Raw genomic sequence first — 20,782 nt, forward strand, 5'->3', positions numbered from 1 at the left:
AAAAATCTGCGAGAAGTTAATAGCATTTATCGGTCTAAAAGTCTGTTTCGTTAGCGAGTGCAAAAAAAAAAGTCAGATTGTTGCCGCGTTGTTCACTCCCTGAACAAAACCACACCGGGTGAGGGGGTAAGCTATCTTTGGAATGCAACTTTAGCCGACAACCGTTAAGATATAAGCAGGTGACGAAAATGTTATTTTCCGATGTCTCTCTGACCCGCTACAATGTCAGACGATCGCCGTAACAGAAGTTAAAGGAAGCAAGACATGAGCACGACTATTGAAAAAATCCAGCGCCAGATCGCTGAAAACCCCATTCTGCTGTACATGAAAGGTTCACCGAAGCTGCCAAACTGCGGTTTCTCTGCACAAGCCGTGCAGGCGCTGTCTGCCTGTGGCGAGCGTTTTGCTTACGTTGATATTCTGCAGAATCCGGACATCCGCGCTGAGCTGCCGAAATACGCTAACTGGCCAACCTTCCCGCAGCTGTGGGTTGATGGTGAGCTGGTCGGCGGTTGCGACATTCTGATCGAAATGTATCAGCGTGGCGAACTGCAGCAGCTGATCAAAGAAACCGCTGCCAAGTACAAAACCGAAGAGCCAGACGCAGAATAAGTTCTTTTGCATCAGGCAAAAAAAAGCGACCTTTCGGTCGCTTTTTTATTCCTCGCTGTCGCCCATCGGCAGCGGCCAGCCGCCCAGACGCTTCCAGCGGTTTACAATCTCACAGAACAGTTCTGATGTGCGTTCTGTGTCGTACAGCGCCGAGTGGGCCTGAGTACCGTCGAAATCGATGCCCGCAGTAATACAGGCTTTGGAGAGCACGGTCTGGCCCAGTGCCAGCCCGCTCAGCGCGGCGGTATCGAAGGTCACGAACGGATGGAACGGGTTACGCTTGAGCGACGCGCGCTCGGCGGCAGCCATCATAAAGCTGTGATCGAACGTGGCATTGTGCGCCACCATGATCGCGCGATTGCAGTTGCTGTCCTTCATGCCTTTGCGCACCATTTTAAAAATGGCGTGCAGGGCGTCATATTCACTCACCGCGCCACGCAGTGGGTTCGTAGGATCAATGCCGTTAAAGGCCAGCGCTTCTGGCTGCAGGTTCGCACCTTCGAAAGGTTCAACATGGAAATGCAGCGTGGTGTCCGGTGTAAGCCAGCCCTGTTCATCCATTTTCAGCGTAATGGCTGCAATCTCAAGCAGCGCATCGGTTTTAGCGTTAAATCCGGCTGTTTCTACGTCAATCACAACAGGATAAAAACCACGAAAACGGTCGCACAGACCGGTAAGTTGAGCGTTATCGGACATCAGGGTCTCTTACAAGGGAAAAAAGCAGTGCGTATTATGACAAATTTTGCGAGGCGATGCAGTAAAACAACGGGCGCAGAACGCGCCCGGAGGGATCAATTGCCCAGACCGCGACCCGCGTCTTTGGCTTCAATCAGTTCGATTTTGTAACCGTCAGGATCTTCCACGAAGGCAATCACGGTGGTGCCGCCTTTGACCGGACCCGCTTCGCGCGTCACGTTGCCGCCGTTGCTGCGAATGCGCTCGCACGCTTCTGCCGCGTTATCCACTTCCAGCGCGATGTGGCCGTAAGCGGTGCCCAGCTCGTAGCTATCGACATCCCAGTTGTAGGTCAGCTCGATAACCGCTTCGTCGCTTTCCGGGCCGTAACCGACGAACGCCAGGGAATATTTATATTCCGGGTTTTCGCTGGTGCGCAGCAGCTGCATGCCCAGTACGTTAGTGTAGAAATCGATAGAACGTTGCAGGTTGCCAACGCGCAGCATGGTATGAAGTAGGCGCATATTTTCCTCTTGACCAACTCAATGGCTTATCTTTTTGAACAGAAACGATGTTTTAGTATAGCGGCGAATCATCGCCGCTATCAATGAACAACCGAGGAATTACAAGGAAGGGTAGTCGGTATAGCCTTCAGCGCCGCCGCCATAGAAGCTTTCTGGACGCTGTGGGTTCAGCGCGGCTTTACGCTGCAGACGTGCCACCAGGTCCGGGTTGGCGATGTAATCGCGACCAAAGGCCACGGCGTCAATCAAACCTTTGCCGATCAGATCTTCCGCTTTCTCTGGGGTGTACGCACCCGCACCGATGATGACGCCCTGGAAGCGCGCACGCACTTTCTCACGGAATGCATCAGAGTACGGCTGACCGCCCGCCCAGTCCGGCTCGGACATGTGCAGATAAGCGATGCCGCGTTTCGCCAGCTCTTCGATCAGATACAGCGCGTCGGCTTCTTCGTTCGGGCCGTTGTCCACGTTCTGGAATGATCCAATTGGCGAAACGCGGATACCGATACGGTCCGGGCTCCACTCCTGGCACACCGCATCCACCACTTCCAGCACCAGACGGGCGCGGTTTTCCACGCTGCCGCCGTACTGATCGGTACGCTGGTTAGAAGACGGGGAGAGGAACTGGTGCAGCAGGTAACCATGCGCAGAGTGCAGCTCGACCAGGTCGAAACCGGCTTCACGTGCATTCGCCACCGCCTGACGGAAATCATTGACGATGCCTGGGATCTCATCGAGTTCCAGCGCGCGTGGGGTAGAGGTATCCACGCGAATGGCATGGCCGTTTTCATCACGCAGCGAGGTGCGGGTTCCGGCGTTCAGGGCAGACGCGGAAACCGGTGCCTGGCCGCCAGGCTGGATGCTGTTGTGGGAGATACGGCCCGTATGCCACAGCTGGACCGCGATGCGACCATCATCGGCATGAACACCTGCGGTGATTTTTTTCCATGCTGCGATCTGCTCTGGGCTGTGCAGGCCCGGTGCGCCCGCATAACCTTTCGCCTGAGCGGAGATCTGGGTCGCTTCGGAAATGATCAGGCCGGAGCTGGCGCGCTGGCGATAGTATTCACCCATCAGCGGCGTTGGGATATCGCCCGGCTCGATGCTGCGCAGACGGGTGAGAGGGGCCATTAATACGCGATTAGGTGCGGTAACCGCACCGATTTTCAGTGGGGTAAATAATTTTTCAGTTGACATCATGACTCCTGAGTAGACCGGTCGACTAGTAGATGAATAAATAAAAACGCCTGTTAAACGCCAGGCGTCGTAATACTGTTCTTCACATGCGCCAGCGCGCTTTCAAGCGGCACGGCGCTGCGGGAAATTTTGGCCTGCAAATTTGCGCCTAACCACAGCGCGTACAACACCTGGGCCTGCGTTAAAGGATCGCCGCTAAAGTTTAGCGTTTTTTCAGCGCGACCTTTTTCCAGCGCCTGAGCCAGCAGGGCGATAACGCCGCTGGCCCCTTTGTCCATCGCGGTGCGCATATCTTCTGACAGATCGCACACTTCGGCAGACAATTTAACGGTCAGGCAACCGCTGATAATGCCCTGCTGACAGAACTGGTTCAGCGTTTCCTGATAGTAGTTGAGCACACGATCACGGTAGCACCCTTCGCCGCTGGCAAAATGGACGGCGAGACGCTGGTGGTAACTGGCATAGTGCCGCTCCAGCATCGCCACGCCAAACGCTTCTTTGGAGCGGAAGTAGTGATAAAACGAACCCTTTGGCACCTCAGCGGTTTTTAACAACTCGCTCAGCCCCATTCCGGTAAACCCGCGGTGCATACAGAGACGCTCGCCGGTGGCCAGAAGATGTTCGCGTGTATCGTGTTCAGTATTTTTGCTCATGGCGCTCACTGTAATAGACCAATCGGTCTAATGCAAGTATCACGATTTTCGACAGGTGCTGATGAGATCCATCTGCGGATGATAAACCGCTGATTTTACATTCATCATCCCAAGCACAGTCGAGAACAAATTATCCTGAGACACCTCTGTTTTTGCCGCCCGATCGCGTAAGCACGGCTCGTTGATACTGTAGTTGTTCACATAATCCGGCGAGAGCCAGAACATAAACGGAATATGCGTCTGCTGTGTCGGCGCCAGCATGTACGGCGTGCCGTGCAGATACAGCCCGTTTTCGCCGAGCGATTCGCCGTGATCGGAGAGATAAATCAGCGCGGTGTTCATCGTCGTCTGACGCGCTTTCAGTGCATCAATGGTTTTACTGACCACGCTATCCGTATAGAGGATGGTGTTGTCGTAGGTATTCATCAGCGCCTGGTGATCGCAGTCCTGAATCTGGTTGGTGTCGCAGGTCGGAGTAAACTGGCGATACGCTTTTGGATAGCGCTGGTAATAGGCCGGGCCGTGGCTACCCATCAGGTGGATCACCAGAACCGAGTCCTGCTTCAGGCCGTCGAGCACGTTGTCCAGACGGTGCAGGTTGACGTCATCGATACAGGATTTGTCTTTGCAGAACTGATCCAGTTTCCACTGGGTCATATCCGTGTGCGGAATGCGATCGCAGGCGCCCTTACAGCCGCCGTCGTTTTCACGCCAGAGCAGATTAATGCCTGCATGCGCCAGCACATCCAGTAAACCTTCCTGATGACGCGCCAGATCGGCATCATATTTTTTGCGCGGCATACCGGAGAACATGCACGGCACTGAAACCGCCGTTTCTGTTCCGCACGATGACGCCTGTGGGAAGTTAATCATGTTCTCTTTTTTGAGCTGCGGGTTGGTGTCGCGCCCGTAACCGTTGAGAGAGTAATTTTCCGCGCGAGAGGCTTCGCCAATCACCAGCACCAGCACCGTTTTTTTCTTCTGCGCCAGAATGACTGGCCCTTTCTGGGCGTCCTGGCCGATGCGTACCAGCGTTTGATCGCCTGCAAACCAGCGGTTTTTGCTGTATTTGGCAATGGCGCTGACGTAGTTAGCAGGCGTCACCATTTTGACGATGCTTTTGTTATTGCGAAATAGCGAGGCGTAATCCTTATAGAAGACCGAGGCCACCAGAATAATCACCATCAGGGCACCCAGAATGGCCGCGACGCGCGTAAGCAGCGTGTACCACCATTTCCCGGAACGAATACGAATAAACAGCAGTGCAATGGAGGGAATCAACCCGATCGCCGCGATCCACAGCAGCATTTGCGGTGTGACCAGCGCGGTGGCTTCCTGCGAGTTGGTCTCGAAAATATTCACCATCATGTTCTGATCGATGACAGCGCCATAGGTGAACATAAAGTACGTGGCCCCGGCACAGCCCAGGGTCAACAGAATCATCAGCGGTTTACGGATAAAGGGGATATTAAGCAGGCTGAAAATAATCACCCAGCCACAAAACAGAACCAGCGGGACGGACGCCGCAAACAGGAAATCGTGCAGATGCGACGGGGCTATAATCTGCCAGCTGCGCTGAATAAACAGGGCATTGAGGAGAGTAAAGAACAGGGCGCAACCGAGGGTAAATTTAATATCGTTACACTGTAACTTTTTCGCGGACCACATCATTAAGAAACCATTTGTTATATTGATGAGGCGAGTATAGGGAGCGAAGATTAGAGAAACCTTAATGACACATTTCTGTGTTAAAGCCCTTGCAGGCACGGCGTTTAGCGTCTTCACTGAAGGTGTTAAGTGATTTCGGGAGGTGTGTGTGGCAGAGCAACTGGAGTTTTTCCCCATCCAGAGCCCGTGCCGGGGAATTTGTCAGTCGGATGAACGCGGTTTTTGCCGCGGCTGTATGCGCAGCCGCGACGAGCGTTTTAACTGGCAAAAGATGAGCGACGCGGAAAAACAGGATGTCATACGCCTGTGCCGACAGCGTCTATTGCGCAAATTACGCGCAAACAAACCGACCGATACGGAAGAACCTCAGCAGCCTTCACTTTTTTAGCGGCGGATATGCGTATACTCATGACATCACTTCCTTGAGGAAATTGTTATGGTTCAGCGTATTGCCCTTGCCCCGCAGGGCCCAGAGTTTTCGCGTTTTGTCATGGGTTACTGGCGTCTGATGGACTGGAATATGTCCCCGCGCCAGCTGGTCAGTTTCATTGAGGAACATCTCGACCTCGGGATTACCACTGTCGATCACGCCGATATCTACGGCGGCTATCTGTGCGAAGCGGCGTTCGGTGAGGCCATGAAACTTGCGCCACACCTGCGTGAGCGCATGGAGATTGTCACCAAATGCGGTATTGCCACCACCGCGCGCGCCGAAAATGCCCTGGGGCATTACATCACCGACAGCGATCACATCATCAAAAGCGCCGAGCAGTCGCTGGTCAATCTGGCCACCGACCATCTGGATTTGCTGCTGATTCATCGTCCCGATCCCCTGATGGATGCGGACGAAGTGGCGCAGGCGTTCCTGTCGCTGCATCAGAGCGGGAAAGTGCGCCACTTCGGCGTGTCGAACTTCACACCGGCGCAGTTCGCGCTGCTCCAGTCCCGTCTGCCGTTTACGCTCGCGACCAACCAGGTGGAAATCTCCCCGGTTCACCAGCCGCTGCTGCTCGACGGAACTCTCGATCAGCTGCAACAGCTGCGCATTCGTCCGATGGCCTGGTCCTGCCTTGGCGGTGGACGTCTGTTCAACGACGAGGCCTTCCAGCCGCTGCGTGATGAGCTGGAAACCGTGGCCCGCGAGCTGAACGCCGAGAGCATTGAGCAAGTCGTTTATGCGTGGATCCTGCGCCTGCCGTCGCAACCGCTGCCGATTATTGGCTCCGGCAAAATCGAGCGTGTGCGCTCGGCGATTGCGGCAGAAGAGCTGCAGATGACGCGTCAGCAGTGGTTCCGCATCCGCAAGGCCGCGCTGGGCTACGACGTACCTTAACTGCGCATTAGCCTGACTTTCCGGTGAAAATGTTGCCCCTGGTCTAAACTTTAGGGGCAAATTAAACCCGAGGAGGTCATATGAAGCGTTTTGCTCTGGCAGTCGTGACGCTGGTTGTGTGCGCAGGTGCGCAGGCAGCCAGCGAAACCGTTGACATGAATCTCGTTACCTCACAAGGGATCGGCCAGTCCATCGGGACGGTGACGATTTCCGAAACCGACAAAGGGCTGAAATTTGCGCCCGATCTCAAAGCACTTCCTCCTGGTGAACATGGTTTTCACGTTCACGCTAAAGGCAGCTGTCAGCCTGCACTGAAAGAGGGTAAAGCCTCTGCGGCAGAAGCCGCTGGCGGCCATTTTGACCCTCATCAGACGGGCAAACACGAAGGTCCGGAAGGGCTAGGCCACGAGGGCGATCTGCCTGTGCTGGTGGTGAACAACGACGGAATAGCCACCGACCCCGTTGTGGCACCGCGTCTGAAAAAACTTGATGACATCAAAGGCAAGGCGCTGATGATCCACGTCGGCGGCGATAACATGTCCGATCAGCCTAAACCGCTGGGCGGTGGCGGCGCACGCTACGCCTGCGGCGTGATCTGATCGCTGATTGTCCCTGGCGGCGGGGCCTGTTCCAGCTGCGACAGAGAACAGTGTAAACGCCAGACAAGAGACGCTAAATCGCGCGCGGCCGGAAGGGGGTGGCGTGCGAGCGTCTCACTGATGCGCTGCAGCTCGGCAAGCGTGACCGCCAGCGGACGTTGCTGCACACCCCGTTTGCTCATGACATCTCTCAGCAGAGAGATACAGATGTCGCGCACCTGCGACAGCGGATCTGAGCGCGTTTCCCACGCTCGCAACTGCCACACCACATGCGAGCAGTTCAGCAGCACTACGCCCCAGCGCAGCAGCCAGCGGCGGGATAATTCGTCCTGACTGTTGTTCAGCTGGCTGACGTGATGATAAACCAGCGACTCGTACTCATTTTCACTCAGATGAGGTTTGCGACTGAGCTGATCGACAAATCCCGCGCGCAACTCGCGAATGTGGCGTCGGCTTTTGCGCGCATCGGAGCCAGGACGCAGGACCGCAAACGCCAGCCAGGCCAGACCAACACCGAGGATTTTCGCCAGATTATCATTCAGAAAGTCGGCAAAATCGTACACCGGTGGATTGGTGACTGAGATAAACGAACCCATAAAGACGATCAACTGCCCCCACAATCCGGCGAGTTTTGGCATCTGCAATTTCAGCAACTGCATGGTCGTGAGCAGCGGAAACAGGAACAGCAGGAACTGCCACAGATCGGTGACCTGCACCATCAGCCCGAATTTCACTGCGAAACTGAACAGCGAGAGCAGCACCAGCGTGCGCAACAGCAGCGTGAGGGAGTTGAAGGGGGAAGCTGCCACGGAGTAAAGCACGCAGCTGATTGCCGCCAGAGTCAACGCCGCCGAGCCGGATTCCCACTGCGTGATAATGCTCCAGGCGCCCACCAGCATCAGGGCGCAAAAGGTGCGAAATCCGCTCCAGAGCGCTTCGATATTATCCGTATGACGGGTCAGCGCCGGGCTGCCGGGCACCGCGAATTCGGTTATTGGCGTGGCTTCCTCAACGGCTCTTATCCAGCGGCTGCTGCGCAGATATAAACGACAGAAATAGAGCAGTCGCTGCCAGAAGGCGCGATGGCGGTAGTCAAACTCATCCGTCGGGGCGAGAGGGGCAACAATTCGCGCCACCGTAAGGATATCGGTTTGTGGGTTAGCGAGCGCCGCCAGCAGACGGTCGATCACTTCCCGCGTGTTTTCCGGCGGATTTGGCCAGTTGAGTAACATCCTGCGCAGGCCGGAGAGGGCGCTGGTCATCCTCAATTGCTGGTGAAGAAGATAGTTCAGCAACGTGTTCTGGCGACGAAAGCGGTAATGGCTCCAGAACGCCTGAATACGCAGCAGGTTCATCGTCAGGATCTGCCCGATGACTTTCTCGTGGGCAAGGCGGATCGCGTCGCTGGAGTCAGGCTGCCAGAGCAAACTTGCGTGCTCAAGCAGGCGAGCATGCATGGTTTTCAGGGCGGTTATAAGCGTCGTTCCATCCGATGTGCTGGGCAGAATCATCATCATCACGCCGCCGCAGAGGATACCGATGATCACTTCGCACACGCGTGCCTGAGCGATATCCCACAGCTCGGTGGTATCCAGAATATTGACTACCGGAAAGGCGATAATCGCCGCCGTATAACCGGCGAGCTGGAACGCGTAGGCCACGTTGTTGGTAAAATGGGCGCAGGCCCAGGTACACAAGCCCAGCCAGCCGGCCATGCTCAGCAAAAAGAGCCAGGGATCGTTGAGCGTGTGCCCGGCGATAATCAGCGCCGCCGTGGCTCCCAGCAGGCTGCCCGCGACGCGCCCGAGGCTTTTACTGATCACCCCTCCTACGGTAGGAAAACTGACCACCGCCGCTGAGGTCATCGCCCAGTAAGGCTCATCCAGATTCAGATAATAAGCCACCGAAAGGGCCAGACACATGGCGATGCCGTTGCGCAGGGCATATCGCCACTGCGCAGGGGTTGCTTTGAACCACGGCATTTTGCGCCAGGAGAAAGCAGAGAGGTCCATCAGCGCGTTCCGATCGAGACGGTGCAGGTTGTGCCGGAGACCAGCGTGATGTCTGCCGGGAGTTTGTCGAACTCTACGCGGACCGGAACGCGCTGGGCGAGGCGCACCCACGGCACGTTAGGTTTGATGTCGGGCACAAGGCCGGAGTCAGTCTCGACACTTTGATCGTAAATGGCGCGGCCAATGCTGGAGACGTGACCCTGTAACCGGGTGGAGCCGCTATAAAGCGTGATCTGCGCCGGTGCGCCTTCCTGAATATGACGAAGCTTTGTCTCCTCGAAATAGCCGACAACGTAGAACGAGTGGCTGTCGACCAGCGCAAAGACCGGCTGCCCCTGAGTGGCGTAGTTCCCCTCGCGAGTGGAAAGATTGGTTACCCATCCGTCAACGGGTGCTTTAACGACCGTTTGCGTGAGTTGCCACTGGGCTTGTTTCAGCGTGGCTTCTGCCACCTCAACGCTGGCCTTCATGGCTTTGACGTTGATGTTCGCGGTATCAAGATCTTCAGCAGAGATAAAGTTTTGCGGCAGGTGGCGGCGGCGATTGGCTTCATTGTTGGCTTTCGCCAGATCGGACTGCGCTTTTGCCAGCTGCGCCTGGGCGTTCAGTACTGCAATATGGAACGGTGTCTCATCGATGCGAAAGAGCACGTCTCCCGCTTTCACCCGCTGGTTATCCTTAACCAGCAAAGACGTAATGCTCCCGGAGACCTGCGGCGTAATGCTGACCTGCTCGGCGCGGACTTTGCCATCGCGCGTCCACGGCGACTGCATGTAAAAATTCCATAGCCACCAGCCCGCGACCAGTGCCAAAGCCAGAACCAACAGGCTGGAGAAATATTTAAGGGTTTTCAGCGACATATTCACCACGCAATCAACAGAGCCAGAGCGAGACAGACGGAAAGGGTAAACAGCGAAAGATCCATCAGCATGGGGTGCCAGATTTCGCCGGAGTACATCCAGTCGCGAAGCAGCCGGTGAGCCACAAGCCAGATCAGAAAGCCCAGCATAACGGCTTTGAAAATCGGGGGAAAATAGACAGACGCACCGACAATCAGGTCCTGAAGGGGTAACCCCGCGGAGCTAGTAGAGAACTTCACGAGCAGAGATCCTTTGCAGTGGTGAGGGAGCAGTGTTAACACAATGAAGTGTCTTCATTAAGTGTAAATGATCCGTTCGGAATTGATGAATGCAGTATTGCATTTGTTTTGCCAATATAAATGCTGCACACTATTCTAAAATCAGTATAATAACTTAGCAAGCTAATTATAAGGAGATGAAATTGGAATCGCCATTAGGTTCTGATCTGGCAAGGTTGGTACGCATCTGGCGTGCTCTGATTGACCATCGCCTGAAACCTCTGGAATTGACACAGACGCATTGGGTCACGCTGCATAACATTCATCAGTTGCCGCCCGATCAGTCACAAATTCAACTGGCCAAAGCGATTGGCATTGAGCAGCCATCCCTGGTGCGTACGCTCGATCAGCTGGAGGAGAAGGGGCTGATTTCCCGGCAAACCTGCGCCAGCGATCGCCGTGCTAAACGCATTAAACTGACGGAAAAGGCAGCGCCTATCATCACTGAGATGGAAGCGGTGATCAGCAAAACGCGGGGGGAGATCCTTTCAGGGATTTCACCGGCCGAGCTGGAACAGCTGATTGATATGATTGCTCGCCTTGAGCAAAACATCAATGAGCTGCAAACCCGCGACTGACGTCATGACAAAGCCTTGCATCGCAAGGCTTTCTTTTTAACGGTACACCACCACCCGGTTGCGCCCCGTCTCTTTAGCCTCATACATCGCCTTATCCGCACGCTCGACGCACTCTTCAGCTGTAACCGCAGATGACGTCGCGGTATACACGCCCATGCTAATAGTGATTGGCTCCGGAAGCTGTCCGTGGGTGGTTTCACGATCGAAACTGCTCAGCAGGATACGGATCCGCTCGGCCACCTGGCGTGCCGCCTCTGACGAGGTATTCGCCAGCAGCAAGACAAACTCTTCGCCGCCAATGCGCGCGGCAATATCCTGAGGACGGACCGAATCCATCAGCAGATTGGAAACAAACTGCAGTACTTTGTCGCCTTGCAGGTGACCGTAGGTGTCGTTGATGCGCTTGAAGCGATCGAGATCGCTGACAATCACCGACATGGGTTTACTGGCGCTGGTGGTTCTGAGCAAATGGTTCAAGGATTCGTAGAAGTAGCTGCGGTTGTAGAGACGCGTCAGGGCATCGCGAATCGAGTTCTGATAAGACTGCTGATATTTCAGATGGGAATCGCGGTAGAGACTGAAGACATCGTGCAGCAGAGTAAAAATAATCAGCAACGTAGCGGTCGTTTCAAACAGACGCGAGCTGTACCAGGCAAATCCCCCCACATAATCACTGGCAAACAGGGTGACAAGCGTAATCATATAGCAGACACACAAAAAGCTGCCGCTGACCCAAAATTCATTACGCAGACGCGTGATGACCAGCATGGTGATTAATGTGACAATCCAGAAAATAATCAGAATGAGATTAATCACTTGATTCCATAATATTGTCATCTGCCGGGTGTCATTACTGACCAGATCTATCGAAAGTAATGTGCTGTGGCTCGAATATATCCACGCCAGAGTAATCATTGAAACGGTAAACAGAAATAAACAGATAAAAATTATTACATGTACACGGCGCGGTAATACATGATGGCGCAGGGTATAAAGTACCGCCGCGCATGTGATCAGAAAGGCCATCATCACGTTGCGGAACATGAAGAAAATCATCGCGTCGTTATAATTAATGCGATGCAGGCCGAACGAGGTGAGCCACGCCGGGAAGCTGCTCAGCGTCCCCAGCATCAGCACCGCGGAGCCCGTGAAGGCAAAGGCGATGGCGAGCAGGAAAATCCGGTTTTTATCGCACCAGTATTTCATCAGCATAAAAAAGGCAATAAACAGATGAAAGACTAAAAGAAATATCGTCAGCGTAGGAAAAATTAATGGCGAAAGGGTTGGAACAATACTCTCTGTTTTTAAATAAAGAGTATGTAATATCCCATAAGAGACCAGACAGGCAAGCAAGAAGGAAACGTAGCGGTTTCCCAGATATCGGTTTATCACGATCATACGGTTGTTAACTGACAGATAATACTTTATTAAGAAATTAAGATGAGCGCGGAGGATAATGTAATAAGAGATAAAATACTTTGCGCGGGAACAAGAGAAGGGGAAGTAATTAATTCACGCGGTGAATGTGTTTTAGCGGATTAATTAATCGGAATGTTTTCAAGAGTAATGGATGTGACCCTGAGGCCACATCCATTATGGAATTAGCGTGGGGATACAGTCACCTGGCTACCGTTGCTTGCCAGGACCACACGTTGGCCGCTAGCAAACTGGGTTTTACCCTGTTTCTGCACAACCATGATGGTGTTGCCGTCATCTTTACGGATTTCCAGCTCAACGCCCTGGGTTTTGTTCATTGAACCCTGAACACCCTGACCCGCTACGCCACCCGCAACAGCACCTGCGGCAGTCGCCAGAGAACGTCCGGTGCCACCACCGACGGTGTTACCCAGGAAGCCACCCAGCACAGCACCACCAATCGCGCCAATCACGTTGTTGTCATCGCCACCCTGGATCTGAACCGGGCGAACGTTAACAACAGTACCGTAAGTGACGTTCTGAACTTGTTTGGCTTCGGAGGCGGTGTAAACGTCACCCGAAAGGGAATCGTTATTCACGCAGCCAGCCAGTGTTAAACCAATCAGTGAAACGCCCAGTACACGTAAAATCATTTGAATCTCCTGTTCACCAACAACGCTCAAACTGAGCATCCGTTATGGCTAAATTATATGGCATTGAGAGCCATAGATCATATCTTTGCACTAACAATAGGAAAATTGTACTTGAATTTGACTTAACGAGACATAAACGGAAGAGGCGGGGTGCTTGAGATCGGACATTGTTAAAAAATATTAGCCGGTCATAGAAATACCCCTTCATTTATGGTGGAGTGGTGACCCCAAGCCCAGATAACCTAAGGAAAGCGCATGAAATCGGGTCGTTATATCGGTGTCATGTCAGGCACCAGTCTTGACGGAGTCGATGTTGTCCTTGCTGCAATTGATGAAAACATGGTGGCGCAGCAGGCAAGCCTGAGCTGGCCGATTCCCGTTGAACTGAAAGAAGCGATTCTGAGCATTTGCCAGGGACAGCAGCTGACCCTTTCGCAACTGGGGCGGCTCGATGTGCAGCTGGGATCGCTGTTTGCCGATGCGGTGCTGGCTCTCATGCAACAGGAAAATCTTCAGCCAAAGGACATCGTGGCGATTGGCTGTCATGGGCAAACCGTGTGGCACGAACCGCTTGGCGACGCGCCGCATTCGATGCAAATTGGCGACAATAATCAGATCGTCGCCAAAACCGGTGTGACGGTCGTGGGAGATTTCCGCCGTCGCGATATCGCCCTTGGCGGGCAGGGCGCGCCGCTGGTTCCTGCGTTTCACCAGGCGCTGCTGGCGCACCCGGATGAACGTCGCATGGTGCTGAACATTGGCGGCATCGCCAATTTGTCGATGCTCATTCCTGGGCGACCGGTGCGCGGTTACGATACCGGGCCTGGCAATATGCTGATGGACGCCTGGATCTGGCGTAAGCGTGGCAAAGCGTACGACAAAGACGCGCAGTGGGCGTGCGAGGGAAAAGTCATTATTCCACTGCTGCAAACGATGCTGAGCGATCCCTATTTCGCCGCGCCTGCGCCAAAAAGTACGGGGCGCGAATATTTCAATTACGGCTGGCTTGAGCGCCAGCTGGCGCAGTTCCCGGCGCTGGCCCCGCAGGATGTGCAGGCGACGCTGGTGGAGCTGACGGCAATCTCGATTTCGGAGCAAGTTTTGCTGAGCGGCGGCTGCGAGCGACTGCTGGTGTGCGGCGGTGGCAGCCGAAATCCGCTGGTGATGGCGCGCCTCGCCGGGCTGTTACCGGGCACCGAGGTGACCACTACCGATGCGGCAGGCATCAGCGGCGACGATATGGAAGCCCTGGCCTTCGCCTGGCTTGCCTGGCGCACGGTCGCCGGTCTGCCGGGGAATCTGCCTTCCGTTACCGGTGCGCGCGAAGCCAGCGTACTGGGGGCGATTTTTCCGGCCAATCCACGGCATAATCAGAGTTAACTGAATTCCAGCCCTGCCCGTTGCCGTTAAAATCGAAAGGAATACAGGAGGGTGACTTCACCCTCCATGACCAGGATAGTCTTCGGAACAGGCTCATGAAAAAACTTCTTCTTACGTTTGCCCCTCTCTTACTCGCGGGCTGTAGCTACTACAACCAGGTTGTCGATCGCCTCAATACCGACACCCTCGAGTATCGCTGTGATGAAAAACCACTGACCGTGAAGCTCAATAATCCGCGTCAGGAAGCCAGTTTCATCTATGACAATAAAATGCTGAACCTGAAACAGGGCATGTCCGCCTCCGGTGCGCGCTACACGGACGGGATCTACGTATTCTGGTCCAAAGGTGACGATGCCACCGTCTACAAACGCGACCGCGTAGTGCTCAACAACTGTGTGCTGCAAAATCCGAAGCGTTGAGATTTTTACAGGGGCGGCGCACAATAGCGCCACCCAATTCTAATTTCAGCTAACGCCATGTCAGATAACGATGAATTGCAGCAAATTGCGCATCTGCGCCGTGAGTACACCAAAGGCGGCCTGCGTCGCCAGGATCTTCCCGCTGAACCCCTCGTACTTTTTGAGCGCTGGCTGAAACAGGCCTGTGAGGCCAAACTGGCCGATCCGACCGCGATGGTCGTCGCCACCGTCGATGAGAATGGCCAGCCTTACCAGCGTATCGTTCTGCTGAAACATTACGACGAAAAAGGGCTGGTGTTTTATACCAACCTCGGCAGCCGTAAAGCTCACCATCTGGAAAACAATCCGCGCATCAGCCTGCTGTTCCCGTGGCACATGCTGGAGCGTCAGGTGATGGTGACAGGGAAAGTCGAACGCCTCTCAACGCTCGAAGTGCTGAAGTATTTCCACAGCCGTCCTCGCGACAGCCAGATTGGCGCCTGGGTTTCGAAACAATCGAGCCGCATTTCGGCACGCGGCGTGCTGGAGAGCAAATTCCTCGAGCTAAAACAAAAATTCCAGCAGGGCGAAGTGCCTCTGCCAAGTTTCTGGGGCGGTTTTCGCGTTCCCATTGAGCAGATGGAGTTCTGGCAGGGGGGCGAACATCGTCTGCATGACCGCTTTTTATACCAGCGCGACAACGACGCGTGGAAAATCGACCGACTGGCCCCGTAATCCTCGAAATTTGTTGTTTTAAGCGCTAGCGCTGGATGGGCTGGCGCTTTATTCTATGTCTCTTTCGCGCTAGGCGAAAAGTCGTGTACCGACAGAGGTGCAGTCGTTTATACATGGAGAATTTGATGGCAAGCAGTAACTTGATTAAACAATTGCAAGAGCGGGGCCTGGTGGCCCAGGTGACGGACGAAGTAGCGTTAGCAGAGCGACTGGCGCAAGGCCCGATCGCGCTCTATTGCGGCTTCGATCCCACCGCTGACAGCTTGCACTTGGGGCATCTTGTTCCATTGTTATGCCTGAAACGCTTCCAGCAGATGGGCCACAAGCCTGTGGCGCTGGTGGGTGGTGCAACCGGTCTGATTGGTGACCCAAGCTTTAAAGCCGCCGAGCGTAAACTGAATACGGAAGATACCGTGCAGGAGTGGGTGGACAAAATTCGCAAGCAGGTTGCGCCATTCCTCGACTTCGATTGCGGTGAAAACTCTGCGATTGCTGCCAACAACTACGACTGGTTTGGCAACATGAACGTGCTGACCTTCCTGCGTGATATCGGCAAGCACTTCTCCGTTAATCAGATGATCAACAAAGAAGCGGTGAAGCAGCGTCTGAACCGTGACGATCAGGGCATCTCCTTTACCGAGTTCTCCTACAACCTGCTGCAGGGTTATGACTTCGCCTGTCTGAACAAACTGCACGGCGTGGCGCTGCAGATTGGTGGCTCCGACCAGTGGGGCAACATCACGTCCGGTATCGACCTGACGCGTCGTCTGCATCAGAACCAGGTATTCGGTCTGACCGTTCCGCTTATCACTAAAGCTGATGGCACCAAGTTCGGTAAAACCGAAGGCGGCGCAGTCTGGCTGGATCCGAAGAAAACCAGCCCGTATAAATTCTACCAGTTCTGGATCAACACCGCCGATGCGGACGTTTATCGCTTCCTGAAGTTCTTCACTTTCATGGACATTGAAGAGATCAATGCTCTGGAAGAAGAAGACAAGAACAGCGGTAAAGCGCCTCGCGCACAGTATGTGCTGGCCGATCAGGTCACCAGCCTGGTTCACGGTGAAGACGGTCTGGCGGCGGCGAAACGCATTACTGCCAGTCTGTTCAACGGCACCCTGAGCGATCTGAGTGTGGAAGATTTCGAGCAGCTGGCGCAGGATGGCGTGCCAATGGTTGAGATGGAAAAGGGCGCCGATCTGATGCAGGCGCTGGTCGATTCCGAGCTGCAGCCGTCCCGTGGTCAGGCGCGTAAGACCATCGCCTCCAATGCCATCACCATCAACGGTGAGAAGCAGGCCGATCCGGAATACACCTTCGTAGAAAGCGATCGTCTGTACGGGCGATACACCCTGCTGCGTCGCGGTAAGAAGAATTACTGTCTGGTTTGCTGGAAGTAATCACAAGTGTTTGAGGGGCGTGGGAAACCACGCCCCTTTATTTTTTCAGGGTTGTGATAAGAAAAATGAATAACATCCTCGCCATTCAGTCCCACGTTGTTTTTGGCCATGCCGGCAATAGCGCCGCAGAGTTCCCGATGCGTCGCCTTGGGGCCAACGTCTGGCCGCTCAACACCGTTCAGTTCTCCAATCACACACAATACGGTAAATGGACAGGCTGCGTGCTGCCTGCATCGCATTTGACGGAGATTGTGCAGGGTATCGCGGATATCGATCAGCTAAAGCGCTGTGACGCCGTTTTAAGCGGATATCTGGGATCGGCGGAGCAGGGCGAACATATCCTGGGTATCGTACGTCAGGTTAAAGCGGCAAACCCGTCAGCCAAATTTTTCTGCGATCCGGTGATGGGCCATCCGGAAAAAGGGTGCATCGTGGCGCCGGGTGTGGCGGAGTTTCATGTGCGTCATGCGATGCCGGCAAGCGATATCATCGCGCCAAATCTCATCGAACTGGAAATTCTCTGCGAGCATCCGGTGAACAGCGTAGAAGAAGCCGTGACAGCGTCACGTGAGCTGATAGCTCAGGGACCGGAGATTGTGCTGGTAAAACATCTGGCGCGCGCGGGGTTTAGCCCGGACCGCTTTGAAATGCTGCTGGTGACGAAAGATGACGCCTGGCATATCAGCCGTCCGCTGGTGGACTTTGGCGCTCGCCAGCCGGTGGGCGTGGGTGATGTGACGAGTGGTTTACTGCTGGTGAAACTGTTGCAGGGCGCATCCCTGCGCGACGCGCTGGAGCATGTGACCGCAGCGGTCTATGAAATCATGATCGCGACGAAACAGATGGATGAGTATGAGTTGCAGGTCGTGGCGGCGCAGGAGCGTATTGCGAAGCCAGAGCACTACTTTAGCGCGACGCAGCTTTAAAAACAGTGCCCGGCAAGCGCGCAGCGCCGCCGGGCAATGGCAATGCAGAGATATCTTAGTTCAACCCTTCCGCTTTCAGCGCCGCCGCCACGCCCGGACGTGCCGCCATGCGTTCCATATACGACGCAATATGGCTTAATCCTTCCATATTCAGCTTCACTGCCCGCGCCCAGCGCAGAACCGTAAACAGATAAGCGTCAGCAATGGTGAAGCGCTGGCCGCAAATCCACTGATCGTCTTTAAGAGCGTCGTTAACGTACTGCAGTTTTTTCTCCAGCAGGGCACGAACGGTCGGTTTGTACTCTTCAGGCGTATCCGGACGGAACAGCGGCGTGAAGCCTTTGTGCAGCTCAGTCGCGATGTAGTTCAGCCACTCGAGGGTTTTATAGCGGGAAATGCTGCCCGTCGGTGCCAGCAGATGGCGATCGGGTACTGAATCGGCCAGGAACTGCATAATGGCGACGCCTTCGGTGAGCAACGTGCCGTCGTCCAGCGCCAGAGCCGGAACCTGTCCTTTCGGGTTAATCGCGAAATAATCCTCGCCATTCTCCAGACGCTTTTTCATCAGGTCGACGCTATCGAGCGTGAAATCCTTGCCGCTCTCGCGCAGGGTGATGTGTGAAGCAAGAGAGCATGCGCCTGGTTTGTAGAACAGTTTCATCGGTAACTCCTTTTTGCTGAGATTAGGGTCATGGTAATGCGCGGCAGAATAAAAAAAAAGCCGCTAACGCACAGTTAGCGGCTTCTCTTCAGTCGTTTCCCGATGACAATTACGCGGTAGCGGTATCCGTCGCTTTAGCGGTTTTGTCGTCGTCCTGGGTCATACGATTCAGTTTAGGCGCAGTCAGCAGCATCAGCACGGCGATAATTGCGGTGGCGATACCGATCTGCATGAATACGCGTCCGTACACTTCCAGGGAGACCAGAGGGTCGGTGACATTTTCCGGAACGGCCATCAGGTTTGCAATTTTACCTGCGATGATAGCGGCACCCGCAGTAGTCAGGAACCAGCTACCCATGATGAAGCCCATCAGACGCTGTGGAACCAGCTGTGCAACCATTGCCAGACCCAGACCCGAGATCATCAGCTCACCGATAGACTGCAGCGCGTAGCTCAGAATCAGCCAGTTAACAGACACGATACCCGCGTCGGTCGCGAACTTGGTGCCCAGCGGCAGTACCAGGAATGCGCCAGAGCACAGCACCATACCGATGGCAAATTTGTGCGGCATCGGCAGACGGTCGCCCATCTTGTTGTAGATAGCGGCCAGAATCGGGCTACCAATCATGATCCAGAACGGGTTCAGTGCCTGGAACTGCTCAGGTTCGAACGCGATACCCAGAATGGCGTGCTCAACGTTACGAATGGCGAAGAAGTTCAGGGAGGTTGGCATCTGGCTGTACAGCACGAAGAAGACAATCGCCTGCAGCATCAGAATGAAGGCCACAATCATCTTACGACGCGCAGCGCCCTGCATGGCGAACGCTTCTTTCGCGAAGATGCAGATAATACCCAGAGCAACCACGCCCAGTACCGCGCGAGCAACGCCCTGGTTGTGCAGCAGCCAGGTGGCGATGGTGGCGAGGATCACGACGCCCACGATAGTCGCCAGCAGTTTGCCCATGTGAACCGGTTCGAAGTCAGGTTTAGAACCGTAGTCTTTGACCCAGCGTTTGCAGAAGGCAAAGTTAACCACGGTGATCAGCATACCGACAACGGAGAGTGAGAACGCTACGCTCCAGCCGAACTTCGCTGCCAGCCACGGTGTTGCCAGCATAGAGAAGAAGGAACCGATGTTCACCGACATGTAGTACATGGTGAATGCACCGTCGAGACGCGGGTCATCTTTGCTGTAGCAGGTAGAAAGCAGGGAGGACGGGTTCGCTTTGAACAGCCCGTTACCGACAGCAATTGTCGCCATACCCATGTAGACAACCGCAGCATCGTGACCGGACCACGCAACCAGCGCATAGCCGACAGCCAGAACGATGGCGCCGAGCATGATCACGCGTTTTGTGCCAAGAACTTTATCGCCTAACCAGCCGCCGACGGCGACCAGGCCGTAAACCAGTGCACTGAAAGAGGAGAACAGCGTGATGGAATCCGCTTCGGACATACCCAGTTGTTTAACCAGGTAAACAGCCATAATCCCTTGCAGGCCGTAAAAGCCAAAACGCTCCCATAACTCGATAGAGAAGATGAGATAGAACGCTTTAGGCTGTTTGAAAGCGTTTAAACTTACGCTCTCTTCTGTTGGTTTATTGTTTGCAGTAGACACATATACCTCTTTTTTTACATCCCATATTAACGGGGGTGTTCATAGCGTAATTGACCGGAGTCCATTCGCCTTATAGTTATATTGGGAGGGGAAACGGCGGGTAATGTTCACTATCCTGACCCATCTGGCAAGGTGTTTGTAATACTCTGTTACATATAACCAGCGCGGTATAATACGCGGGTCAGACAAATGTTATTTAGCGTTAAATCTTTCAGCATGAGAATTGGTGGTTTTTTTCACTGCTGAGACCCGTAAAAAAGGGCTGTATGGCGATATGTTCTGCTATATGGTCATTGTGGCAGTGATATGGTCCATAATCTGAAAATCAACTGGTTTAATCTGTTGTCAACGATCGGTCATAGCTTGTTCGCGCAAGGGCTTAGTGGGTTTTTATATACAAAAATCCAACATGACGTTATCAGAGTGATCGCGATCACAGATGTATAGAAAATTTCGCTGACGAAAAAACAATTAACCTGCCAGGGTGTTAATGAACCGAACAATCAAGAGGTCTGAAAGTGAACGAAGCGGATAATAAATGGGCAAAAGGAAGGTTTACGGTTAGACCTTCCTTTAGTAAGGGATTGATATACTGAGCAGAGGAGG

The 20,782-nt window shown here is 54.2% G+C and carries 22 protein-coding genes; 10 read left to right on the top strand and 12 right to left on the bottom strand.

Annotated features, from left to right (window positions below; all coding sequences use genetic code 11):
• Window positions 1–264: 264 nt before the first annotated feature.
• Entirely contained in the window at window positions 265–612 is a 348-nt protein-coding gene (gene grxD, locus ABIE11_RS01630; protein ID WP_095281803.1) for a monothiol glutaredoxin 4, read from the top strand.
• Between the two features lie 45 nt (window positions 613–657).
• Here grxD and rnt read toward each other — a convergent pair whose 3' ends face one another.
• The 5 genes from rnt to eptA all read right to left on the bottom strand — a co-directional run bounded on the left by rnt (window position 658) and on the right by eptA (window position 5,329).
• Window positions 658–1,308 (bottom strand): ribonuclease T, encoded by a 651-nt coding sequence (rnt, locus tag ABIE11_RS01635; protein WP_100780407.1) that lies wholly within the window; start codon window positions 1,306–1,308, stop codon window positions 658–660.
• Between the two features lie 95 nt (window positions 1,309–1,403).
• On the bottom strand, window positions 1,404–1,811 hold the full coding sequence (gene gloA, locus ABIE11_RS01640) for a lactoylglutathione lyase (RefSeq protein ID WP_012017189.1): 408 nt from the start codon (window positions 1,809–1,811) through the stop codon (window positions 1,404–1,406).
• A gap of 99 nt (window positions 1,812–1,910) precedes the next feature.
• The gene (locus ABIE11_RS01645; RefSeq protein WP_429183693.1) at window positions 1,911–3,008 is read right to left on the bottom strand and encodes an alkene reductase; all 1,098 of its coding nucleotides are present in this window, start codon (window positions 3,006–3,008) and stop codon (window positions 1,911–1,913) included.
• Window positions 3,009–3,061: 53 nt separating this feature from the next.
• Window positions 3,062–3,661, bottom strand: a complete 600-nt coding sequence (locus ABIE11_RS01650) for a TetR/AcrR family transcriptional regulator (protein ID WP_429183695.1) — start codon at window positions 3,659–3,661, stop codon at window positions 3,062–3,064.
• A 39-nt stretch (window positions 3,662–3,700) separates the two neighbouring features.
• The gene (gene eptA / locus ABIE11_RS01655; protein ID WP_100780893.1) at window positions 3,701–5,329 is read right to left on the bottom strand and encodes a phosphoethanolamine transferase EptA; all 1,629 of its coding nucleotides are present in this window, start codon (window positions 5,327–5,329) and stop codon (window positions 3,701–3,703) included.
• Between the two features lie 148 nt (window positions 5,330–5,477).
• Between eptA and ABIE11_RS01660 the strand changes: the two genes are divergently transcribed.
• The 3 genes from ABIE11_RS01660 (at window position 5,478) to sodC (ending at window position 7,261) form a co-directional block, all read left to right on the top strand.
• Complete coding sequence (locus ABIE11_RS01660) at window positions 5,478–5,717, top strand: DUF1289 domain-containing protein (protein WP_100780403.1); 240 nt, start codon at window positions 5,478–5,480, stop codon at window positions 5,715–5,717.
• A 48-nt stretch (window positions 5,718–5,765) separates the two neighbouring features.
• Entirely contained in the window at window positions 5,766–6,662 is an 897-nt protein-coding gene (locus ABIE11_RS01665) for an aldo/keto reductase (protein WP_429183697.1), read from the top strand.
• Window positions 6,663–6,742: 80 nt separating this feature from the next.
• Window positions 6,743–7,261 carry a superoxide dismutase [Cu-Zn] SodC gene (sodC, locus tag ABIE11_RS01670; protein ID WP_100780401.1) on the top strand — a complete coding sequence of 173 codons (519 nt, stop codon included), beginning with the start codon at window positions 6,743–6,745 and terminating at the stop codon, window positions 7,259–7,261.
• Here sodC and ABIE11_RS01675 read toward each other — a convergent pair.
• From ABIE11_RS01675 to ABIE11_RS01685, 3 genes are read right to left on the bottom strand one after another with little or no spacing between them, the layout of a single operon-like run.
• The gene (locus ABIE11_RS01675) at window positions 7,240–9,273 is read right to left on the bottom strand and encodes an FUSC family protein (protein WP_429183699.1); all 2,034 of its coding nucleotides are present in this window, start codon (window positions 9,271–9,273) and stop codon (window positions 7,240–7,242) included. The two genes, sodC and ABIE11_RS01675, sit on opposite strands and share 22 nt — an antisense overlap.
• Window positions 9,273–10,133 carry an efflux RND transporter periplasmic adaptor subunit gene (locus ABIE11_RS01680; protein WP_100780399.1) on the bottom strand — a complete coding sequence of 287 codons (861 nt, stop codon included), beginning with the start codon at window positions 10,131–10,133 and terminating at the stop codon, window positions 9,273–9,275. Before ABIE11_RS01680 ends, ABIE11_RS01675 begins: the two co-directional genes overlap by 1 nt.
• A 2-nt stretch (window positions 10,134–10,135) precedes the next feature.
• Entirely contained in the window at window positions 10,136–10,372 is a 237-nt protein-coding gene (locus ABIE11_RS01685; protein ID WP_100780398.1) for a DUF1656 domain-containing protein, read from the bottom strand.
• A 176-nt stretch (window positions 10,373–10,548) separates the two neighbouring features.
• Here ABIE11_RS01685 and slyA point away from each other — a divergent pair, with 176 nt between their 5' ends.
• Window positions 10,549–10,989 carry a transcriptional regulator SlyA gene (slyA, locus tag ABIE11_RS01690; RefSeq protein WP_100780397.1) on the top strand — a complete coding sequence of 147 codons (441 nt, stop codon included), beginning with the start codon at window positions 10,549–10,551 and terminating at the stop codon, window positions 10,987–10,989.
• A gap of 36 nt (window positions 10,990–11,025) precedes the next feature.
• On the opposite strand, the gene ABIE11_RS01695 is transcribed toward slyA, so the two are convergent.
• Together ABIE11_RS01695 and slyB are read right to left on the bottom strand one after the other, a co-directional pair.
• On the bottom strand, window positions 11,026–12,387 hold the full coding sequence (locus ABIE11_RS01695) for a sensor domain-containing diguanylate cyclase (protein ID WP_429183702.1): 1,362 nt from the start codon (window positions 12,385–12,387) through the stop codon (window positions 11,026–11,028).
• 203 nt (window positions 12,388–12,590) lie between these two features.
• Entirely contained in the window at window positions 12,591–13,058 is a 468-nt protein-coding gene (gene slyB / locus ABIE11_RS01700) for an outer membrane lipoprotein SlyB (protein ID WP_100780395.1), read from the bottom strand.
• Between the two features lie 255 nt (window positions 13,059–13,313).
• Between slyB and anmK the strand changes: the two genes are divergently transcribed.
• The 5 genes from anmK to pdxY all read left to right on the top strand — a co-directional run bounded on the left by anmK (window position 13,314) and on the right by pdxY (window position 17,897).
• Window positions 13,314–14,438: an anhydro-N-acetylmuramic acid kinase gene (gene anmK / locus ABIE11_RS01705; RefSeq protein WP_429183704.1), complete on the top strand. Its 1,125-nt coding sequence runs from the start codon at window positions 13,314–13,316 to the stop codon at window positions 14,436–14,438.
• Between the two features lie 95 nt (window positions 14,439–14,533).
• Complete coding sequence (gene mliC / locus ABIE11_RS01710) at window positions 14,534–14,857, top strand: C-type lysozyme inhibitor (protein WP_100780393.1); 324 nt, start codon at window positions 14,534–14,536, stop codon at window positions 14,855–14,857.
• A 57-nt stretch (window positions 14,858–14,914) separates the two neighbouring features.
• On the top strand, window positions 14,915–15,571 hold the full coding sequence (gene pdxH / locus ABIE11_RS01715) for a pyridoxamine 5'-phosphate oxidase (RefSeq protein ID WP_100780392.1): 657 nt from the start codon (window positions 14,915–14,917) through the stop codon (window positions 15,569–15,571).
• 125 nt (window positions 15,572–15,696) lie between these two features.
• Window positions 15,697–16,971, top strand: a complete 1,275-nt coding sequence (tyrS, locus tag ABIE11_RS01720; RefSeq protein ID WP_429183706.1) for a tyrosine--tRNA ligase — start codon at window positions 15,697–15,699, stop codon at window positions 16,969–16,971.
• 65 nt (window positions 16,972–17,036) lie between these two features.
• On the top strand, window positions 17,037–17,897 hold the full coding sequence (pdxY, locus tag ABIE11_RS01725; RefSeq protein WP_100780390.1) for a pyridoxal kinase PdxY: 861 nt from the start codon (window positions 17,037–17,039) through the stop codon (window positions 17,895–17,897).
• A 55-nt stretch (window positions 17,898–17,952) separates the two neighbouring features.
• On the opposite strand, the gene gstA is transcribed toward pdxY, so the two are convergent.
• Together gstA and dtpA are read right to left on the bottom strand one after the other, a co-directional pair.
• Window positions 17,953–18,558, bottom strand: a complete 606-nt coding sequence (gene gstA, locus ABIE11_RS01730; protein WP_100780389.1) for a glutathione transferase GstA — start codon at window positions 18,556–18,558, stop codon at window positions 17,953–17,955.
• 109 nt (window positions 18,559–18,667) lie between these two features.
• Window positions 18,668–20,176, bottom strand: coding sequence for a dipeptide/tripeptide permease DtpA (gene dtpA / locus ABIE11_RS01735; RefSeq protein ID WP_100780388.1), 1,509 nt, complete (start codon window positions 20,174–20,176; stop codon window positions 18,668–18,670).
• Between the last annotated feature and the right edge of the window lie 606 nt (window positions 20,177–20,782).

This window comes from Lelliottia sp. 489 (genome assembly GCF_050435885.1).
GTDB lineage: Bacteria > Pseudomonadota > Gammaproteobacteria > Enterobacterales > Enterobacteriaceae > Enterobacter > Enterobacter nimipressuralis.